A 17,127-nucleotide genomic window follows, 5' to 3' on the forward strand; every position below is an offset into this window, starting at 1 on the left:
TGTAAGAGCGGAACCAATAGAGGCCGTTACCCAAACAACGGATATGTACCCTCAACCGTGCTTCTTGTAACGACGAATCCGAATATCCGCCTGCTCCTTGTGCCCCGCAAACCCTTCCATCCCGCAAAGCCGCGAGCAGTATTCCCCTACCAACACCGAAGCCTCATCCGTCAGCACCCGCTGATACGTGCACGTCTTGATGAACTTGCCGACCCACAGCCCGCCGGTGTACCGCGCAGTCCCGGTGGTAGGCAATGTGTGGTTGGTCCCAATCACCTTGTCGCCATAGGAAACGTTGGTGCGCTCACCAAGGAACAACGCGCCGTAATTGGTCATGTGCTCCAGGAAATACAACGGATCGCGGGTCATCACCTGCACGTGCTCGGAGGCGATGCGATCGGCTTCCTGCACCAGCTCGTCGACGCTGTCGCACAGGATGATTTCGCCATAGTCGCGCCAGGCGACAGAAGCAACCGGTGCGGTGGACAGGATCGCCAACTGCCGCTCGATCTCCGCCGGCAGGGTTTGCGCCAACTCCGCACTGTTCGTCAAAAACACCGCAGGCGAATTAACCCCATGCTCCGCCTGCCCCAACAAATCGGCAGCGATGATTTCAACATCGCTGCTGTCATCAGCAATCACCAGTGTCTCTGTAGGCCCGGCAATCAAGTCGATACCAATCTTGCCGAACAACTGACGCTTGGCCTCGGCCACATACGCATTACCCGGCCCAACGATCATATCCACCGGCTTGAACGTATCGGTGCCCAACGCAAACGCAGCAATCGCCTGCACCCCGCCCACGCAATAGATCTCATCGGCACCCGCCAAATACATCGCCGTCACAATGGCCGGATGAGGCTTGCCATCAAACGGCGGCGCGGCCGCAACAACGCGCTTCACCCCGGCCACCTTGGCCGTCAGCACGCTCATATGCGCCGACGCCAGCAACGGGTACTTGCCGCCCGGAATGTAGCAAGCCACCGAGTTCACCGGAATATTGCGATGCCCAAGGATCACGCCAGGCAAGGTCTCGACTTCCACATCGTGCATCGAGGCTTTTTGCACCTCGGCGAAGCGCCGGACCTGGGCCTGGGCAAAGGTGATATCGCCGATTTCCTGCTCGGACAGGCTCGCCACGCAGGCGGCAATTTCTTCGTCGCTCAGCCGGAAAGATACAGGCGACCACTGATCAAACTGCTTCGAGTATTCACGTACGGCCGCATCGCCGTTACGGGCGACGTTGGCGATGATGCGCTCAACGGTATCGCGGACTTGGGCGGCAATCTCGGCTTGGGCTTCGACCGGTTTAGGCGTTTTCAGGTAACGAATCATCAGTGGCTCCAGGTGGTTCTTGAGGGCACGCGACATGCCCCCGGCATTGGCAACCATCTTTTCCTACCCCCCTGCCCCGGGCAATTTCGCAGCCTCCCTATTGGTGACGCAACCTGACGCAACACAGACGCAATGTTGAAGCACTGCGGCGGGCTGCTGACGTTATTCGTATAACCCCCGATGAAAAACATGTAAGCCCCATTGACTTAGGGATTCGGAGTGATAGGTTAAATAAGCGGTTATACGTATAACCTAACAATCACACCCAACGTAAAGAGGTGATCAACCGTGAGTCGAGTCTTGTATCTATTCGGTGGCTGGCCCGGCCATTTCCCCTACGAAATTGCGGCATGGGCGCGCACCGTTTTCCAGGAACTGGATTTCGAGGTCGAAGAGTCCACCGACATCTTCACACTGGACAGGGACTTGACCGGTTATGACCTGATCGTGATCGGCTGGAACAACGCCGTCACTACCGAGACGCTCACCGCGTCCCAGGAAAACCGCCTGCTGCAAGCCATCGAAAGCGGCACCGGCCTGGTGGGTTGGCACGGCGCAGGCGCGGCGTTTCGCGCCAGCCTCAAATATCACTGGGTGCTCGGCGGCTCATTCCTCGAACATCCGATGGGCGAAGGCTTTCCCCACCCGTACCAGGTCAACGTCATCGACCACAGCCACGAGGTGACCCAGGGCGTCGAGGATTTCGAGGTACGGTCCGAGCAGTACTACATGCAGGTCGACCCGAACATTCATGTGCTGGCTGAAACCACCTTCGACGGCAACCCCTTCCCCTGGCTCAACGGCCATCGCAGCCCGGTGGCCTGGGTGCGCCAGTGGGGCCAGGGGCGGGTGTTCTATCACTCCATCGGGCACGACACCAGCAACCTCGCCGACCCGAATATCCGCCGCCTGACCAAGCAAGGCCTGAACTGGGCGACACGCGGGCGTGCAGCCAGTACCGCCGAGGCAACCCCCTCCGTTTCATCAACCCAAGGAGTCCTGTCATGACTAAATTGACCGGCAGCCAGATCGTGGCTCAAACCCTGAAAAACTATGGCGTCGAATACGTCGCCGGTATTCCCGGCCACGGTATCTGGACCCTGACCGACGCCTTCCTCGAAGAAGACTCCAAGCTCAAGTTCATCCAGGTGTTCCATGAGCAGAGCGCGGTGCATCTCGCCGACGGTTACTACCGGGTGAGCGGCAAGCCGATGGCGGCAGTGACGTCCATCGGTGCCGGCGCCGCCAACACGGTGATCGGCATGGCCACCGCGTTTACCGACTCCACCAGCCTGATGCTGATCACCGGCGGGCCACCCACTCACATGCGTGGCCATGGCTTGCTGCAGGAGCTGGAGCGCTACACCGACAACGACTTCCCGAAAATCGCCGAGGCCGTGACCAAGCGTCATTGGGTGGCGACCCGTGTTGAAGAGTTGCCGTTCATGATGCACCGCGCCTGGAGCGCAATGGTCACCGGACGCCCCGGGCCGGTGCACCTGGAAATCCCGATGGATGTGCAGGCCGAGGCCGCTGAAGTGACCCTGCATGCCCTCGAAGAGCGCACCCCGATCGGCAAATGCTTCCCGGACCCGGCAGCCACCGCACGCGCAGTGGAAGAGCTGAAACTGAGCAAGCGCCCGGTGCTGGTGATCGGCGGCGGCGTGATTACCGGCGAAGCCAGCGCGGAATTGTTCGCCCTGGCCGAAGCCTGGAAGATCCCGGTGGTCACCACTTGGAACGGCAAGAGCGGCTTCCCGGAAGATCACCCGTTGTTCGCCGGCAGTGTCGGCCAGACCGGCACCCTGTGCGGCAATAAAGTCGCGTCCACCGCAGACGTGATCATCGCCGTGGGCTGCCGTTTCACCGACTGGTCGTCGTCCAGCTACGCCAAGGGCGTGACCTTCGCGATCCCGCCGTCGAAGCTGATCCACATCGACATCGACCCGCATGAAATCGGCAAGAACTACCCGGTGACCGTGGGCATTTGTGCCGACGCCAAATACGCCCTCGCCGCCATTGTCGAAAGCCTGAAAGGCGAGACGGTTGAGCGCGAAGAGTACCTGAGCGACCTGCGCGGTTATCAGGAAGAATGGGAGACCAAACTGGCGGGCCGTCGTGACTCCGATCGCTTTCCGTTCACCTCGCAACGCCCCCTCGGCGCGCTGCGCAAAGTGTTCCCGCGGGACACCATCGTGGTGGTTGGCTCGGGCAACACCCAGGGCGCGGTCAAGCAGACTTTCCCGGTCTATACGCCACGTACCCACCTGACCTCCGGCGGCTTCTCGTCCATGGGCTGGGCCGTACCTGCGGCCATCGGTGCGAAGTTGGCGGCGCCTGACCAGCCGGTGGTGTGCATCCTCGGGGATGGCGATTTCCTGATGACCTCCCAGGAAATTGCGATCTGCGTGACCAACAATATCCCTGTGGTGTTCCTGATCCAGAACAACGCCGGCTACATGTCGATTCGCGGTGGCCAGCGCAAGCAGACCAGCCGCCATATCGGCACTGAATTCAACCACCCGGACGGCACGCCCTACAGCCCGGACTTCAAGGCGGTGGGCGAAGCCTTCGGCCTCAAATCCTACCGTGTGGAGCGCCCGGAAGACCTTGAGCCTATCCTGCAGGAAGCGCTGGATTTGAATGTGCCGGTGCTGATCGAAGTACCCACCGACCGCGATGCGGCTGGCCCTTGGGTGCCCGGCTGGTGGGACTTCCCGATTCCGGAATACATCACCGACGAACGCCAGGATGAGTACTGGCAAATCCGTAATTCCGAACAACACCTGTAAATGCCGGAGCGGCTCACATGAGTGATGCATTGATTTCGCATCATGCAGAGCTGAATCCACAACCGGGGGCGCCGCGCGAACCGCGCGCCCTCGACGTGGTGACACCTGATGCAGATGGCACGATCAACTGTGACGTGGTGATTATCGGCTCGGGCATGGGCGGTTCGACCTTCGCCCATGCCCTGCGTGACAGCGGGCTGGATATTGTGATCGTCGAACGAGGGGATTTCCTGCCCCGGGAAATCCAGAACTGGAGCGCTGAAGCGGTGTTCGGCCAAGGACGCTATCGCAATGCCGAACCGTGGCTGGACCAGGCCAACCAAGCATTTTCGCCGGGGGTGTTTTATTACGTCGGCGGCAACACCAAATTCTACGGCGCCATGCTGCCACGGTTTCGCGAGGCGGACTTTGGCGAGATCCAGCATGCCGAGGGCGTGTCGCCTGCGTGGCCCGTCAGCTACGCCGAATTTGAACCCTGGTACGCCGAAGCGGAAAAGCTCTACCGCGTGCATGGCCAGGCCGGCATTGACCCAAGCGAACCCTGGCGTTCAGGACCCTTCCCGCAACCGGCACTCAAGCACGACCCGGCCCTGGTTGCGCTGGAACAAAGCATGCAGCGTGCCGGACTCAAGCCGTTCGTGATGCCGGCGGCGGTGGACTATGGCGATGGCGGCGATTGCGTATTGTGCTCAACCTGCGATGGCTATCCGTGCCTGGTGGAGGCCAAGGCCGACGCCGAAGTTTCTGCGCTCAGGCCCGCCCTGCGCAGTGGCAGCATCCGGCTGATGACTCGCACCACGATCCGGCAGCTGAACACCGATAACGATGGCAAAACCGTGACTCAAGCGCGGGGTCTGTTCGATGGACGCGAGGTGACACTGCGTGCCAAACGCTTCGTGCTGGCGTGCGGCGCAGTCAACAGTGCGGCATTGCTGTTCAAGTCTGCGAACGCTCAACATCCTCATGGCCTGGGCAATAGCTCTGGGCAGTTGGGGCGTAACTACATGGTGCACAACAGCACCTTCATGCTGGCGGTGGACCCGCGACGCAAGAACAACGTGACCTTCCAGAAAACCCTGGCCATCAACGACTGGTACAGCGCCAGCCCGCACAACGCATTCCCCTTGGGTAACGTGCAGATGCTGGGGAAAATCCGCGAGCCGATGATCAGTGCCATGCGGCCCTGGCTGCCGAAATTCGCTTCACGCTATATCACTGACCACAGCGTAGACCTGTACCTGACCTCGGAAGATCTGCCGACCCAGGACAACCGCGTCACCTACGACACACAGCGCGGTGCGATCAAGGTTCACTGGACGCCGAACAACCTCAAGGCCCATGAAGGACTGGTGAACAAGGCCACCCAAACCATGCGTGATGCAGGGTATCCGCTGATCCTCAAGGCGCGCATGGGCATCGCGACGAACTCCCACCAGTGCGGCACTGCCGTGATGGGCAAGGACCCAACCACCAGCGTGCTGGACCTGAACTGCAAGCTGCATGACCTGGAGAATGTATGGGTGGTGGACAGCTCGTTCTTCCCGTCGTCGGCGGCGGTTAATCCGGCACTGACCATCGCGGCGAATGCCCTCAGAGTAGCGGCACACTTCAAGGGGCAGCCCGGGTAAAGGTGGGAGCTGGCTTGCCTGCGATGCAGTCGACTCGGTCTGTCAGTGGTATTGAGTCGATGCCATCGCAGGCAAGCCAGCTCCTACAGCGATCCCTTACCAACGGGATCAGGCGTCTGCCTGCTGGATACTGCGGGTCGAGGTACGCACCACCAGCTTGGTGGCGAAAATCTTTTGCTCGGGCGCCAGCGGCGCATCAGCCGGGGCATTCAATTGCTCGGTCAGCATGCGTGCGGCGTACACGCCCTTCTCCACCATGGGTTGGGCAATGGTGGTCAACCCGAGCTGCACCGCCTCGGGAATATCGTCGAAGCCGATCACCGAAAGCGTCTGCGGGACTTGGCGACTGAGGGCGTGGGCGGTTTTCATGCAGGCAATCGCCATCACATCCGAGCACGCCACCACTGCCGTGACGTCGTTGGAGGTCAGCAATGTGAACGCTGCGGCCTGGCCGGACGTGGAATCCAGCCCACCGGCCTCGATCACGCTCAGGTCTTCAAACGCCAGGCCCGCGGCGGTGGCCGCCTCCACGTAACCGGTGAGGCGTTCGCGGACAATCCGCTCACTGGCACTTTTGAAGCGTTGCAGGTCAATCGGGCCGCGGTAACCATCCGGGTTGAGGCGGTCAATGATGACGCCGATCTTGCGGTGGCCCAGGTCCAGCAGATGCTGCATTTGCGTGCGAGCCGCACCGCGATCGTCGATGCCGACAAAAAACGAATTCTCGACCAGCGGCGAGTCGATCACCACGAACGGAATACTGTGCTTCACCACCGCCAGCACCGCCGGGTGATCATCAGGCAGGGTCGAGATAATCAGGCCATCCACCAGCCCGCGCAGGGCCAGGCTGCCGTGGCTCGCCGCCGGGCCCCGGCCCACCAGGCGGTTGTTGTTGAGCGGAAACAGTGTCAGTGCGACATTTTCCAACTCGCCCACTTCACTGATGCCGCGCAGCATGGCGATGGTGCACGGGTCGGCAAAGGCCAGGGACAACTTGTCCATCATCATCAACCCGATGGCGCCGATCTTGCCCGAGCGCAGGCTGCGGCCCAGCACATTGGGGCCCGGGTAGCCCAATGAAGCGGCCACCTCGAGGATATGCTCGCGCTGGGCCGGGGACAGTTTGGAAGGTCGGTTGTAGGCGTAAGACACCGCAGGCTGGGACACCCCTGCCGCCAGTGCTACGTCTTTCATTGAAACGGCCATCGCTTGCTTCCCAATCCTTTTGAAACCTCATGCGAGGTCATGAAAAAACAGGCGCTCAGTGTACCCGTTGAGGGGAAACCTTCGGAACCAGTCGTGTGGCACTGAACATGATTGCGACCATCAGCGAGGCAACCGCCAGCAGCGCCCAGGATAGATCCGTCGCGTGGGCGAACAAGCCGATCACCGCCGGGCCCATCAGGATACCCAGATAACCGAGGCTGGTGGCAGCGGCAATCGCCAGTTCCCCCGGCATGGTCTTTTGCGCGCCCGCCAGCGACAGGTACACCGGCGCGATATTGGCCAAACCGATGCCGATGACCGCAAACCCCACCAGGTTCACCTGCCAGTTCGTCGCGAGCACCACCGTGAGAAAGCCCAGGATTACAATCAGGCCACCGCCCACCAGTACCAGCCGGGCGCCGAGCCTGAGCAGAATCCGGTCGCCACTCAAGCGCCCCAACGCCATCATCACGGCGAAGCAGGCGTAGCCCAGGCCTGCAATGGAAGGCTCGACATCACGCACCTGGGTCAGGAACACCGCGCTCCAGTCGAGAATCGCACCTTCGGCCAGAAACGCGAACAGGCACAGCACCCCCAGCACCAGGACTTTACGCGTGGGCCGCACAAAGATCGGGCTGCCCTCTTCGCCGCTGCGCCCGAGCATCTGGCGCCCGTAACTCAGGACAAACGCAGCCAGTGCCGCCATCACCGCGCTGCTGGCCAGCAACGGCGTGGCGCCCAGCCAGAGCAGCGCGGTGATCCCCGCCGCACTGACAATCGTGCCCAGGCTGAACAAGCCATGAAAACCCGACATCAAGGACCGCCCGGTCGCACGCTCAACCATCACGCCCTGTACGTTCATCGTCACATCCACTGCGCCGCACCCTGCACCGAACACGGTCAGGGCAAACATCAAGCCCAAGAATGAATGTGTGGTCGCCAGCAGAGGCAGCGTCAGAAACACCAGGGCGATGCCGATGTGCATGGTAAAGCGGCAACCTTTGCGGGCGTTCAGGATGCCCGCCAGCGGCATCATCACCAGTGAGCCGAGGCCCAGGCACAGCAACAGGATGCCCAATGCGCCGTCGTCCACCCCGGCCCGGCTGCGCGCATAGGGAACCAGCGGCGCCCAGGCGCCCATGCACAGGCCGGACAGCAGAAACGTCAAGCGGTAGGCCGACATATGCGGCGTGGAGCACGGCAATAACAACTCTTGAGACGACACGGAAACCCCAATACCTGAACAGTTGGAGTTATACGTATAACTTAAAACTCAAGCGCCAGCCACTGCCTTGTTACTGTTACATATTCTGGATTGATAAAGCATTGACAGCCCACAGGGTGCAGGTTTTACTTCCGCAAGGTTATTCGTATAACCCAAAATTGCATAACCACCCCACAAAAACAAAAGGGACCATGCAGCGTGATAAGCACTTTCCAGAAAACCCCGATCCCCCCGCGTATTCGCAAGGCACGTATCGCCACCTTTCTCGGCTTCATGATGATCGGCGCCATGATGTACATCTGGTCCACCGGTGTAAGCGTGTTCAGGACCCAGCTTGGCCTGACGGGAGAACTCGGGGACTCGAGTTTCGGCCTGATTGCCCTCGGGGTCGGGGTCGGCTCCGCAGCCGGTGCGCTGCTGGTCGGGCGGCTGCTGGACACCTTCGGCGCCAAGCCGGTAATTACCCTTGGCGCCCTCGCCTATCCCCTTTCGATTATCCCGCTGGGCTTCGTCAACGGTTTCTGGTTTGCGCTGTGTTTCGGCTCTGTGCTGGGGCTGTTGCGCGGCGCCCTGGATACCGCCTTGAATGCCCACGGCGTGCAGGTTGAACGGTTTTATCGACGCTCGATCATGTCCGGCTTCCATGCCTTCTATTCCCTGGGCGGCTTCCTGCTGGGCATGGCATGCAGTTGGCTGACCCGGTTCTACACCGACAGCGTGCTGGTGCCTTACACCGTACTGGGCCTGGCGATGTTCATTCTGGGCTGTGTGTTCAGCCGATGGTTGCTGGGCAAGCATGATGTGCCCGACGCCCAGCTCGACGACTGGCAAGCCGGCACCCAATCCCGGGACGAAACCGGCAAGGGCCCTTCGGCCAAGACACTGCTGGTGATGATCGCTCTCGGCACCTTGCTGCTGGGCAGCATGATGGGCGAAAACGCAATTGCCGACTGGGGCCAGGAATACATTCGCCGGGAGTTCGCGACCACCACCTCGACCGCAGGCATGGCGGTCTCACTGTTCGTCGGTGCGTCATTCGTGGGGCGTCTTTTTGGCGACCGCCTGGCCGCTGTGTTCGGTAATGCGCAGGTGGTGTTTGGATGCGGTACGTTGTGCGTCCTCGGCATGATCACCACGATATTGGGCGGTACGGCCGTGACCGGCGTTGTCGGCTTCGCGCTGTTTGGCCTCGGCCTTTCGTGCATCGCACCGTTGATGATCTCCGCCGCCGGACGCCGGGACCCGGCACACGCCGGGCGCAATATCGGCATCGTCAACTGCATCGGATTTTCCGGGATGCTGGTGGGCCCCGCCGTCATCACCGTCATCGTCAGCAACTTCGGCCTGAGCAAGCTGATGTTCTTCCCGCTGGTGATGCTCGGTTTGCTCGCGACGTTCGGCCCACTGCTGATGCGCGCGCCGAAGAAAACCGTTGCCCGCGGCAAAGCGCAAACCGAGGTGTGAGGGAGGCCCGCATCGTCACTGCACCGGCAGGAAATTCATCAGCAGCAAGCTTTGCGCGTAGTTGAGCCCGATGCGCCGGTAGCGTTCGTCGAGCATCTGGGTCAACAGGTCGAGGCGCGCGACGATCTTGCCGAACTCCACGGCAAAGCTGAGGTTGCTGCCCGCCTCCGAGATCTCGTTGGAGAACAGCAACAGCGAGCCATTGGCATCCTGGCGCTGACTGAGCAGCCAGGTGGCCTTCTCGATATTGCGCGCGGCATTGCTGACGAACTGCGGGTTGATCGAGTCCGTTATATAAAACTCGGTGCGCCCGCCGTGTGCCGTCACCAGCATGCTGCCGATCGCGTAGATGAAGGCGCCTACCCGGTCGCCGCGAAACTCCGGGCTCAGGGAATAGCTCAGCGCCGCCAGGTCGCGACGATCCCCCAGGGCAGGTAGCGGTTGGCGAAGTTCGATGGCCTGGCGGATTTGCCGGGCGGCGGTCACCGCGTCGGTGTAACCCGATTGACGCCACTGGTTGGGGTTGCGCAGGTAGAGCTTGCTCATCAGCAGATACAGGCTTTGCAGGTTGTCGCGCATGCTCAGGGTGGCCATGCGATCAACGCTGGTCTGGAAGAACTCGTCGGGCTTGCCGTTGCTGAACTGCGTGGCAATATCGCGCCCCTGCTGCTGGCTGCAACCGTTGGCGCAAAGCATCAAAACCGCAGCCAGCCACAGCGGCTGACGCATCCATCGGGTGATAAAAACAGGTAACGTGCGATCCATCGGCACCAGGTCTGGGTCTGCTGTCCACGCCGGAAATTAGTGTGGTCGGGACAGAGATAGATCGGAAGAACGGGAAAAAGTGCAGTGAGGGCGGCAAACCAATAATTTTTCCAGAGGTGCATCCACTTTGATCCTTGGTACGTAGATTCAATACCCTCACCCGGAGGGCACAAGCACCAAGGAGATACATCATGCACGCCATCTACAAAAAAATTGCTGCCGTTGCCTGCTTTACGATCCTCTCCGTCACCACATCCCTAAGTTTTGCCGCCGACACCGTAATGGTGGGCGGCGCGGCGATGTATCCGACGAAAACCATCGTCGAAAACGCAGTCAACTCAAAGGACCACACCACTCTGGTGGCGGCGGTCAAGGCAGCCGGACTGGTGGATACCCTTAACAGCAAAGGCCCGTTCACCGTATTCGCACCGACCAACGAAGCTTTCGCCAAGCTCCCCGCAGGCACCGTGGATACGCTTGTGAAACCTGAGCACAAAGCCGATCTCACAAAAATCCTGACCTATCACGTGGTGGCTGGCACTCATACCTCTGCACAACTGATGGCCGACGCCAAGAAGAACGGCGGTACCGTGATGTTGAAAACCGTGCAGGGTGAGTCGCTGACGATCAAGCTGCATGACGGCAAACTGTGGGTGGTGGATACCAAGGGTGGCAAGGCCAGCATCAGCATTGCGGATGTGATGCAGTCCAATGGCGTGATTCATGTGGTTGATTCGGTGCTGATGCCGTAATCGTCGCTTGACACCGAAAAGCCCGACGCAGTGTGCGTCGGGCTGATTCGGATGCTTCAGTTGTCGGGGTGTTCACTCGCGACAGAATCAGCCGCATCCACATCCGACATATCCTCTTCCAGAGGGGCATCATCGTCCGGTGGTAGAGGCGCTTCAGGTTGATCGCGCCGAGGATCATGCCCGGTTTCATTGTCTGTACCGCGCGTTACGCCTTGCTGGGATACATTCCCAGGGGCCTTCTCGTTAATTTCCATGCTGGCTCTCCGTTCTAGCGCGGGATGTCCGTGCTTGAACATGAGAAACGATGCGGTGTCGCGAGTGCCGGCCGATGGACGAACGGTGGGGATCAATTTCATAACGGCCCTAACGCTCCGAGAGACTCTATCCACCGCAGGATCGCGGGTTTCTCTGCTGGTTTTTCGCCAATGCAACACACCTCGGGGTCGGTGAGAGAACACCAGACAGACACCGGGTCTCCCACTCGCAAGCCATACGAGGCTTTACGAAGCGCCGTCGTTGACCAAGCGTCAACCGTCTCGTTGAGAGACTTGTGAAAGTGCTGCCGATTGACGCTATAGCTGAAGCTCATGAACTGGCGTCCGGCCCACGATGCCTCACGCCCGACGAAGGTTACGTAGCCAGGCACCACTTGCCCCGCGTCCATGGCGCTCATGAGTTCTCTCCTGAAAACAGCCCGGAAACACGTTTGTTTTTTATGCTTTTACACTGTTATAGCTCAGAGGCCCGCAGCGCGACAGGTCCTTGGTCGCCGCCTCCGGTGAGGCCTGAAACTGACTACCCGTTATGTCTGACATACATTGACATATCGGTAATTCTCGATATGATCGCGCCATGGACTTACTCGAAATATTCAAAGCCCTCTCAAACCAGACACGCCTCGAAATCCTGAAAGGTTTGAAGGACCCCGAGAAGAACTTCCCTGCACAAGATGAAGGGGACGTTCACACGGTGGGCGTGTGCGTCAGCAGTATTCAGGAAGGCATCGGGCTCTCGCAGTCGACGGTGTCCGGTTACCTGGCAACGCTGCAACGGGTGGGCCTGGTCGAAGTCAGGCGCATCGGCCAGTGGACTTACTACAAGCGCAATGAAGCCACCATCCGCAGGCTTGCCGAGATAATAGGGAAAGATTTGTAGTTTTTTTACCACAGAATATCGAGATTTCGCGATATCCCTTTTTGTCGAAACGAGGAAATGCAATGAAGGCGTTGATACTCAAGTCATTTGGCGGCCCGGAATCATTCGAACTTCGCGACGTTCCCAAGCCCGTTCCGCACACGGGGCAAGTCCTGGTCCGCGTACACGCAACCTCCATCAACCCGCTGGATTACCAGGTCCGACGTGGCGACTACGCTGACCTGGTGCTGCTACCGGCGATTACCGGGCATGACGTATCGGGGGTCGTTGAGGAAGTCGGGCCGGGGGTTACGTCCTTCGCGCCAGGCGACGAAGTCTGGTACACCCCGCAAATATTTGACGGACCCGGCAGCTATGCCGAATACCACGTGGCGGCCGAAGGCATTATCGGGAAGAAGCCCCCTGCCCTGAGTCACCTTGAAGCGGCAAGCCTGAGCCTGGTCGGCGGCACCGCCTGGGAAGCGCTGGTGGTGCGTGCAGCCCTCAGGGTGGGAGAAAGCATCCTGGTGCACGGCGGCGCGGGCGGCGTCGGCCATGTGGCGATCCAACTGGCGAAAGCCATTGGCGCCCAGGTGTTCACCACCGTACGCGACGTCAATGTCGAGTTCGCGCGAAGCCTGGGCGCGGACGTAATCATCGACTACGAAAAGGAAGATTACGTCGACGCCATCCTGCGGGAAACGGGTGGCCGTGGCGTTGATGTGGTGTTCGATACCATCGGCGGCACCACATTGTCCCGTAGCCCGGACGCGCTTGCGCAACTGGGTCGCGTGGTCACGATTGTGGACACGGCGCACCCCCAGAACCTCGTCCAGGCCTGGGGCAGGAACGCGAGTTATCACTTCGTCTTCACACGACAGAACCGCGGCAAGCTGGATGAAATGAGCGCACTGATCGCCAACGGTCAACTGCGGCCACACGTTGGCGCGGTCTATTCCCTTGCCGACATCCCGCTCGCCCATCCCCGCCTGGAAAGCCCCAACAACGGCATTCAAGGGAAAATCGCGATTGCCGTGTCCGCCGGCTTACAGGAGGATTGGCGCAACGGTGCTTGAGCTGATCGCACTGAACCACTTTTTTGGAGAGCACGGGTAAATGGCAGAACTGATGGAAATGCTCGACGGCCCAAGGACCGCACAGCAGGAACTGTTCTACGACCTCGAAGATGCGACGGCCGTTATCGCCTGGTCGGTCAATGAGCTGGCCACTATCGCCGGGGTCGCCAAATCACCCGACGAAGCAGTCGCCCTGATGAAGATGGGTGCACTGCTCGCGGCTCAGCAGGAAAAGCTCAGCGGGTACGCGGATGAGGTGAAGGCCGGAAGGATTGTGCGAGGAGAGGATCACTCGTGATAAATACGCTACGCACCCAACAACCTTTCACATCCCTTTCACACTCGAGCGCTTATCGTCACTCCAGCTCCTAAGTGAACACCTTTAAGCCCGCACTCCCCATCGCGGGCTTTTCTTTGCCTGGAATTTGGTAAAAGGGATATCAAAACCTTCATCCAGTTTCATTTGTTGATGGCCTGGGCTGTCGCCTTAATGCTCCCACACGAACTCGTGCACAGGAGCAAAATATAATGAAAAAACGTCAACCGTTACTTCAGCTCAACACCTTGGCCGTGGCGCTGGCATTTGCCTTGCCGGCCATGAGCTATGCCAGCGATCAGTCCGACTCCAAGGGCTTTGTCGCCGACAGCAGCTTGAATATCCTCAACCGCAACCTGTTCTGGAACCAGAACGGCAACGGCGCCCACACTCGTGACTGGAGCCAGGCGCTGATGGCGACCTACAGCTCGGGCTTCACTCAAGGCACCATTGGCATCGGCATTGATGCGTTTGCCGACCTGGCGTTGCGCATCGACGGGGACACCGACCGCGCCGGTGGCCCGAACATACCGTCCGACGCCAATGGCAATCCGGATCATGGCTTCGCGAAGGCCGGTGGTGACGTCAAGTTCCGTATTTCCAATACCACGCTCAAGGTCGGCGACCTGCAGCCTACGTCGCCGGTGTTCGCCACCGCCGATAACTACCTGATGCCACAGACCGCAACAGGCTTCCAGATCGACAGCCATGAAATCACCGGCCTGAACCTGGAGGCCGGCCATTACACCTCCGGCACCGGTACCACCACCACCTCGCGCAGCGGCGACATTCTCGCCAGCTATGCGGGCGTGGAAGCGTCGTCGGCCAGCTTCGCGGGCGGCAAATACCAGTTCAGCAAGGAATTTACCGCGTCGCTGTACGGAGCGCATCTGGAAGACGTGTGGAATCAGTACTACGTCAACCTGAACCTTGTTCATCCACTGACCGATGACCAATCCGTCGCGCTGGACTTCAACCTCTATCGCACACTGGACGACGGCAGCGCCAAGGCCGGGACCATCGACACCACCGCAGCCTCGCTGGCGGCTGCCTACACCCTGGGTGCACAGACCTTCACCCTGGCCGGGCAGAAAGTGCATGGTGACGAGCCGTTCGACTACGTCGGCTTTGGGGAGACCAATGCCGGCGTCGGTGCCGGGCGCTACGGCAACTCGATCAACCTGGCTGACTCGGTGCAATACTCCGACTTCAACGGCCCGGGCGAGCGGTCCTGGCAGATGCGCTATGACCTGGACATGGGAGCCTTTGGCGCCCCCGGCCTGAGCTTCATGGCCCGCCATATTCGCGGTGCCGGCATCGACGGTACGCATACCCCCGGCAATTCGGCCTACACCGGGTTCTATGGCGCCAACGACCAGGAACACGAAACCGACGCCGAAGTGAAATACGTCGTGCAGAGTGGCCCGGCCAAGAAGCTGTCCTTTCGCCTGAGGGAAGCCTGGCACGATGGCGATGCTTCCACCGGGGGGCATCTGGTGCAGACACGCCTGATTACCGAGTACCCGTTGAATATCTTCTAAACAGGCGGGAGTGCCCGGTTGATGGATCTACCGGGTACTCTGCGTAGCCAGGTATTGATCGGTAGGCGTTTTGATTCCACACACAAAAAAAGGCGCTACCAAGAGCGCCTTTTTTGTTACCGCTGACTTACTGCAAACTAACCTGACGCAGTTCGGGCTCTTTCCCGCTACCAATCGTGATGCGCTTGGGCTTGGCCTCTTCAGGAACCACGCGCAGCAAGTCGATGCTTAACAGCCCGTTGTTCATCGAAGCACCGCGCACCTCGATATGATCTGCCAGCCGGAACGACAGCCGAAATGCTCGTTGCGCGATGCCCTGGTGCAGATAAGTGACTGCTTTCTCGGTTTCGCGCTTGTCGCCAACGACTGTCAAAACGCCCTTCTCGACCTGTATATCCAGATCCGCTTCAGTAAGCCCAGCGACAGCAATGACAATGCGATATTCGTCATCACCGTGCTTTTCCACATTGTGAGGCGGATAAGTGTTCGGAGCCTCGCTGCGAAGCGCCGACTCGAACAGGTCATTGAAGCGATCGAAGCCCACGGATTGACGGAACAAAGGGGCCAAGGAAAGGGTAGTAGCCATCTCAAAATCTCCTGATTAAATCCAAGTGATTAAGTGCGCGACCCGCATTCGGCGTCGCGTGATAAAAATTTATGTTCGCCGGGAAAATTTTCAAGAGGCCAGATAAAAATTTTTACATTTGAGTACCAGCCGGGAACGGCTTGCTCGGTTGGATAGACAGGCCGCCCTCAGGCTGCGATGCGTAGTCAGCCCACCTTTCTCTTGAGTGCTTGCCTGGGTCGGGTTCAGCAAGCGGTGGCTTCTTGGAACTCTCTGGCATGTTCGCCATTACTCGCGGCATGTCTTAAAATATCCGGTTGCCGAAGAACCGCCATGACATATCCATGAAGGGCTTCAATCCTTTACAAATAAGTGTGGTCAAGATGAACAAGCCTTTCATTTCGCTGTGCCCTGAAATTACGCGGGCGCACGCGCTGACGTTGGTGGATTGGTTAGAGGATGAACGCATCACCTGCTACCTGAGCGATTCGCGTCATGTCTCCCGCTCCATTGAGCAAGTCATTGATCGGACTCAGTTGCCGATCCTGACTCATCTATTCAACCAGGGCGGCAGATTCTTTATGGCCTATGACCGGCATGACGCCCCGGTGGGCTTTGTCCGTCTCATCAAGACCGGCTCAAATTGCGAGATTGTCCTGGTCATCGGAGACAGCGACAAATGGGGCCGAAACCTGGGCGCCAGCACGATCCGCGAAGGCATGAAACTGGCCTTCCTCGACATGCGGGCCGAGAAGCTCATCGCCAAGATTCACCCGGACAACTCGCGCTCGCTGAAAGCCTTTCTGCGCAGCGGCTTTATGCTGGAGAGCGAAACGCCGACATTGACGTCATTTTCCATGACGGCTGCGAGCTATTTCCAGTTCTTGCGCGAAGGCGCCGGTGGCGACTCCACCAGGATCTACATCACTGAAATCGACAAGGCCAGGCTCGAGGATCTGATCGCGTTCGAGCAAGGCCCGGCGGTTGTTGAACTCGAACATGAGCTTGAGCGGGCCATTGTCGTCAAGCCGCAGCAGGTGGCGTGCAATGTCATCACGATGAACTCCAGGGCCTTGCTGCAACTGGACGATGAAGAGTTCGAAGTGGCCTTGGTCTACCCTGAAGACGCGGACAGCAACGCAGCAAAGCATTCCGTGTATTCCGACATAGGCACCGCCATCCTTGGCTATCAGGAGGGAGACGCCATCGACTGGCGAATTGCTGACCGGACCCGCCGGATTGAGATCAAGAAAGTGCTTTACCAGCCGGAGGCTGCGGGCGACTTCCACCTGTAATTGCGCCTTTTCTCAGTAACGAATCACGCCAGT

General features: G+C 59.6%; 16 protein-coding genes. 10 read left to right on the forward strand and 6 right to left on the reverse strand.

Annotation, left to right across the window (positions count from 1 at the left end; translation table 11 throughout):
• Nucleotides 1-51: 51 nt before the first annotated feature.
• Nucleotides 52-1,335 (reverse strand): histidinol dehydrogenase, encoded by a 1,284-nt coding sequence (gene hisD / locus HYE77_RS03050; RefSeq protein WP_008431521.1) that lies wholly within the window; start codon nt 1,333-1,335, stop codon nt 52-54.
• Between the two features lie 288 nt (nt 1,336-1,623).
• On the opposite strand from hisD, the gene HYE77_RS03055 reads away from it, so the two are divergent.
• Genes HYE77_RS03055 through HYE77_RS03065 form a run of 3 tightly spaced genes read left to right on the forward strand, consistent with a single transcriptional unit; the run spans nt 1,624 to nt 5,755 of the window.
• Nucleotides 1,624-2,343: a ThuA domain-containing protein gene (locus tag HYE77_RS03055; RefSeq protein WP_177068389.1), complete on the forward strand. Its 720-nt coding sequence runs from the start codon at nt 1,624-1,626 to the stop codon at nt 2,341-2,343.
• Nucleotides 2,340-4,127, forward strand: coding sequence for a thiamine pyrophosphate-binding protein (locus HYE77_RS03060; protein WP_102604522.1), 1,788 nt, complete (start codon nt 2,340-2,342; stop codon nt 4,125-4,127). Before HYE77_RS03055 ends, HYE77_RS03060 begins: the two co-directional genes overlap by 4 nt.
• A 17-nt stretch (nt 4,128-4,144) precedes the next feature.
• Nucleotides 4,145-5,755: a GMC oxidoreductase gene (locus HYE77_RS03065; RefSeq protein ID WP_177036088.1), complete on the forward strand. Its 1,611-nt coding sequence runs from the start codon at nt 4,145-4,147 to the stop codon at nt 5,753-5,755.
• Between the two features lie 108 nt (nt 5,756-5,863).
• Here the strand turns inward: HYE77_RS03065 and HYE77_RS03070 are convergent, their stop codons facing one another.
• Nucleotides 5,864-6,961 carry a LacI family DNA-binding transcriptional regulator gene (locus HYE77_RS03070; protein ID WP_008431528.1) on the reverse strand — a complete coding sequence of 366 codons (1,098 nt, stop codon included), beginning with the start codon at nt 6,959-6,961 and terminating at the stop codon, nt 5,864-5,866.
• Nucleotides 6,962-7,016: 55 nt separating this feature from the next.
• On the reverse strand, nt 7,017-8,144 hold the full coding sequence (locus HYE77_RS03075; protein WP_177009186.1) for an MFS transporter: 1,128 nt from the start codon (nt 8,142-8,144) through the stop codon (nt 7,017-7,019).
• 243 nt (nt 8,145-8,387) lie between these two features.
• Between HYE77_RS03075 and HYE77_RS03080 the strand changes: the two genes are divergently transcribed.
• Complete coding sequence (locus HYE77_RS03080; protein WP_177068413.1) at nt 8,388-9,650, forward strand: MFS transporter; 1,263 nt, start codon at nt 8,388-8,390, stop codon at nt 9,648-9,650.
• Nucleotides 9,651-9,665: 15 nt separating this feature from the next.
• On the opposite strand, the gene HYE77_RS03085 is transcribed toward HYE77_RS03080, so the two are convergent.
• The gene (locus HYE77_RS03085; protein WP_032898777.1) at nt 9,666-10,415 is read right to left on the reverse strand and encodes a hypothetical protein; all 750 of its coding nucleotides are present in this window, start codon (nt 10,413-10,415) and stop codon (nt 9,666-9,668) included.
• A 191-nt stretch (nt 10,416-10,606) separates the two neighbouring features.
• Between HYE77_RS03085 and HYE77_RS03090 the strand changes: the two genes are divergently transcribed.
• Complete coding sequence (locus HYE77_RS03090) at nt 10,607-11,167, forward strand: fasciclin domain-containing protein (protein ID WP_177036087.1); 561 nt, start codon at nt 10,607-10,609, stop codon at nt 11,165-11,167.
• Nucleotides 11,168-11,223: 56 nt separating this feature from the next.
• On the opposite strand, the gene HYE77_RS03095 is transcribed toward HYE77_RS03090, so the two are convergent.
• The gene (locus tag HYE77_RS03095; RefSeq protein ID WP_023658951.1) at nt 11,224-11,421 is read right to left on the reverse strand and encodes a hypothetical protein; all 198 of its coding nucleotides are present in this window, start codon (nt 11,419-11,421) and stop codon (nt 11,224-11,226) included.
• A 598-nt stretch (nt 11,422-12,019) separates the two neighbouring features.
• On the opposite strand from HYE77_RS03095, the gene HYE77_RS03100 reads away from it, so the two are divergent.
• The 4 genes from HYE77_RS03100 (at nt 12,020) to HYE77_RS03115 (ending at nt 15,234) form a co-directional block, all read left to right on the forward strand.
• Nucleotides 12,020-12,322, forward strand: coding sequence for a helix-turn-helix transcriptional regulator (locus HYE77_RS03100; RefSeq protein ID WP_003219649.1), 303 nt, complete (start codon nt 12,020-12,022; stop codon nt 12,320-12,322).
• A 62-nt stretch (nt 12,323-12,384) separates the two neighbouring features.
• A complete protein-coding gene (locus HYE77_RS03105; protein WP_177068390.1) occupies nt 12,385-13,377 on the forward strand; it encodes a zinc-dependent alcohol dehydrogenase family protein in 993 nt (330 codons plus the stop codon).
• 40 nt (nt 13,378-13,417) lie between these two features.
• Nucleotides 13,418-13,675, forward strand: a complete 258-nt coding sequence (locus HYE77_RS03110; protein ID WP_177068391.1) for a hypothetical protein — start codon at nt 13,418-13,420, stop codon at nt 13,673-13,675.
• A gap of 230 nt (nt 13,676-13,905) precedes the next feature.
• Nucleotides 13,906-15,234 (forward strand): OprD family porin, encoded by a 1,329-nt coding sequence (locus HYE77_RS03115; protein ID WP_003219643.1) that lies wholly within the window; start codon nt 13,906-13,908, stop codon nt 15,232-15,234.
• Between the two features lie 127 nt (nt 15,235-15,361).
• Here the strand turns inward: HYE77_RS03115 and HYE77_RS03120 are convergent, their stop codons facing one another.
• A complete protein-coding gene (locus HYE77_RS03120; protein WP_003219642.1) occupies nt 15,362-15,820 on the reverse strand; it encodes an Hsp20 family protein in 459 nt (152 codons plus the stop codon).
• Between the two features lie 362 nt (nt 15,821-16,182).
• Between HYE77_RS03120 and HYE77_RS03125 the strand changes: the two genes are divergently transcribed.
• Nucleotides 16,183-17,094, forward strand: coding sequence for a bifunctional GNAT family N-acetyltransferase/nucleoside diphosphate kinase regulator (locus tag HYE77_RS03125; protein WP_008431545.1), 912 nt, complete (start codon nt 16,183-16,185; stop codon nt 17,092-17,094).
• Nucleotides 17,095-17,127: the final 33 nt, after the last annotated feature.

The sequence above is a fragment of the Pseudomonas sp. IPO3774 genome, from assembly GCF_013386835.1.
Taxonomy (GTDB): Bacteria; Pseudomonadota; Gammaproteobacteria; order Pseudomonadales; family Pseudomonadaceae; genus Aquipseudomonas.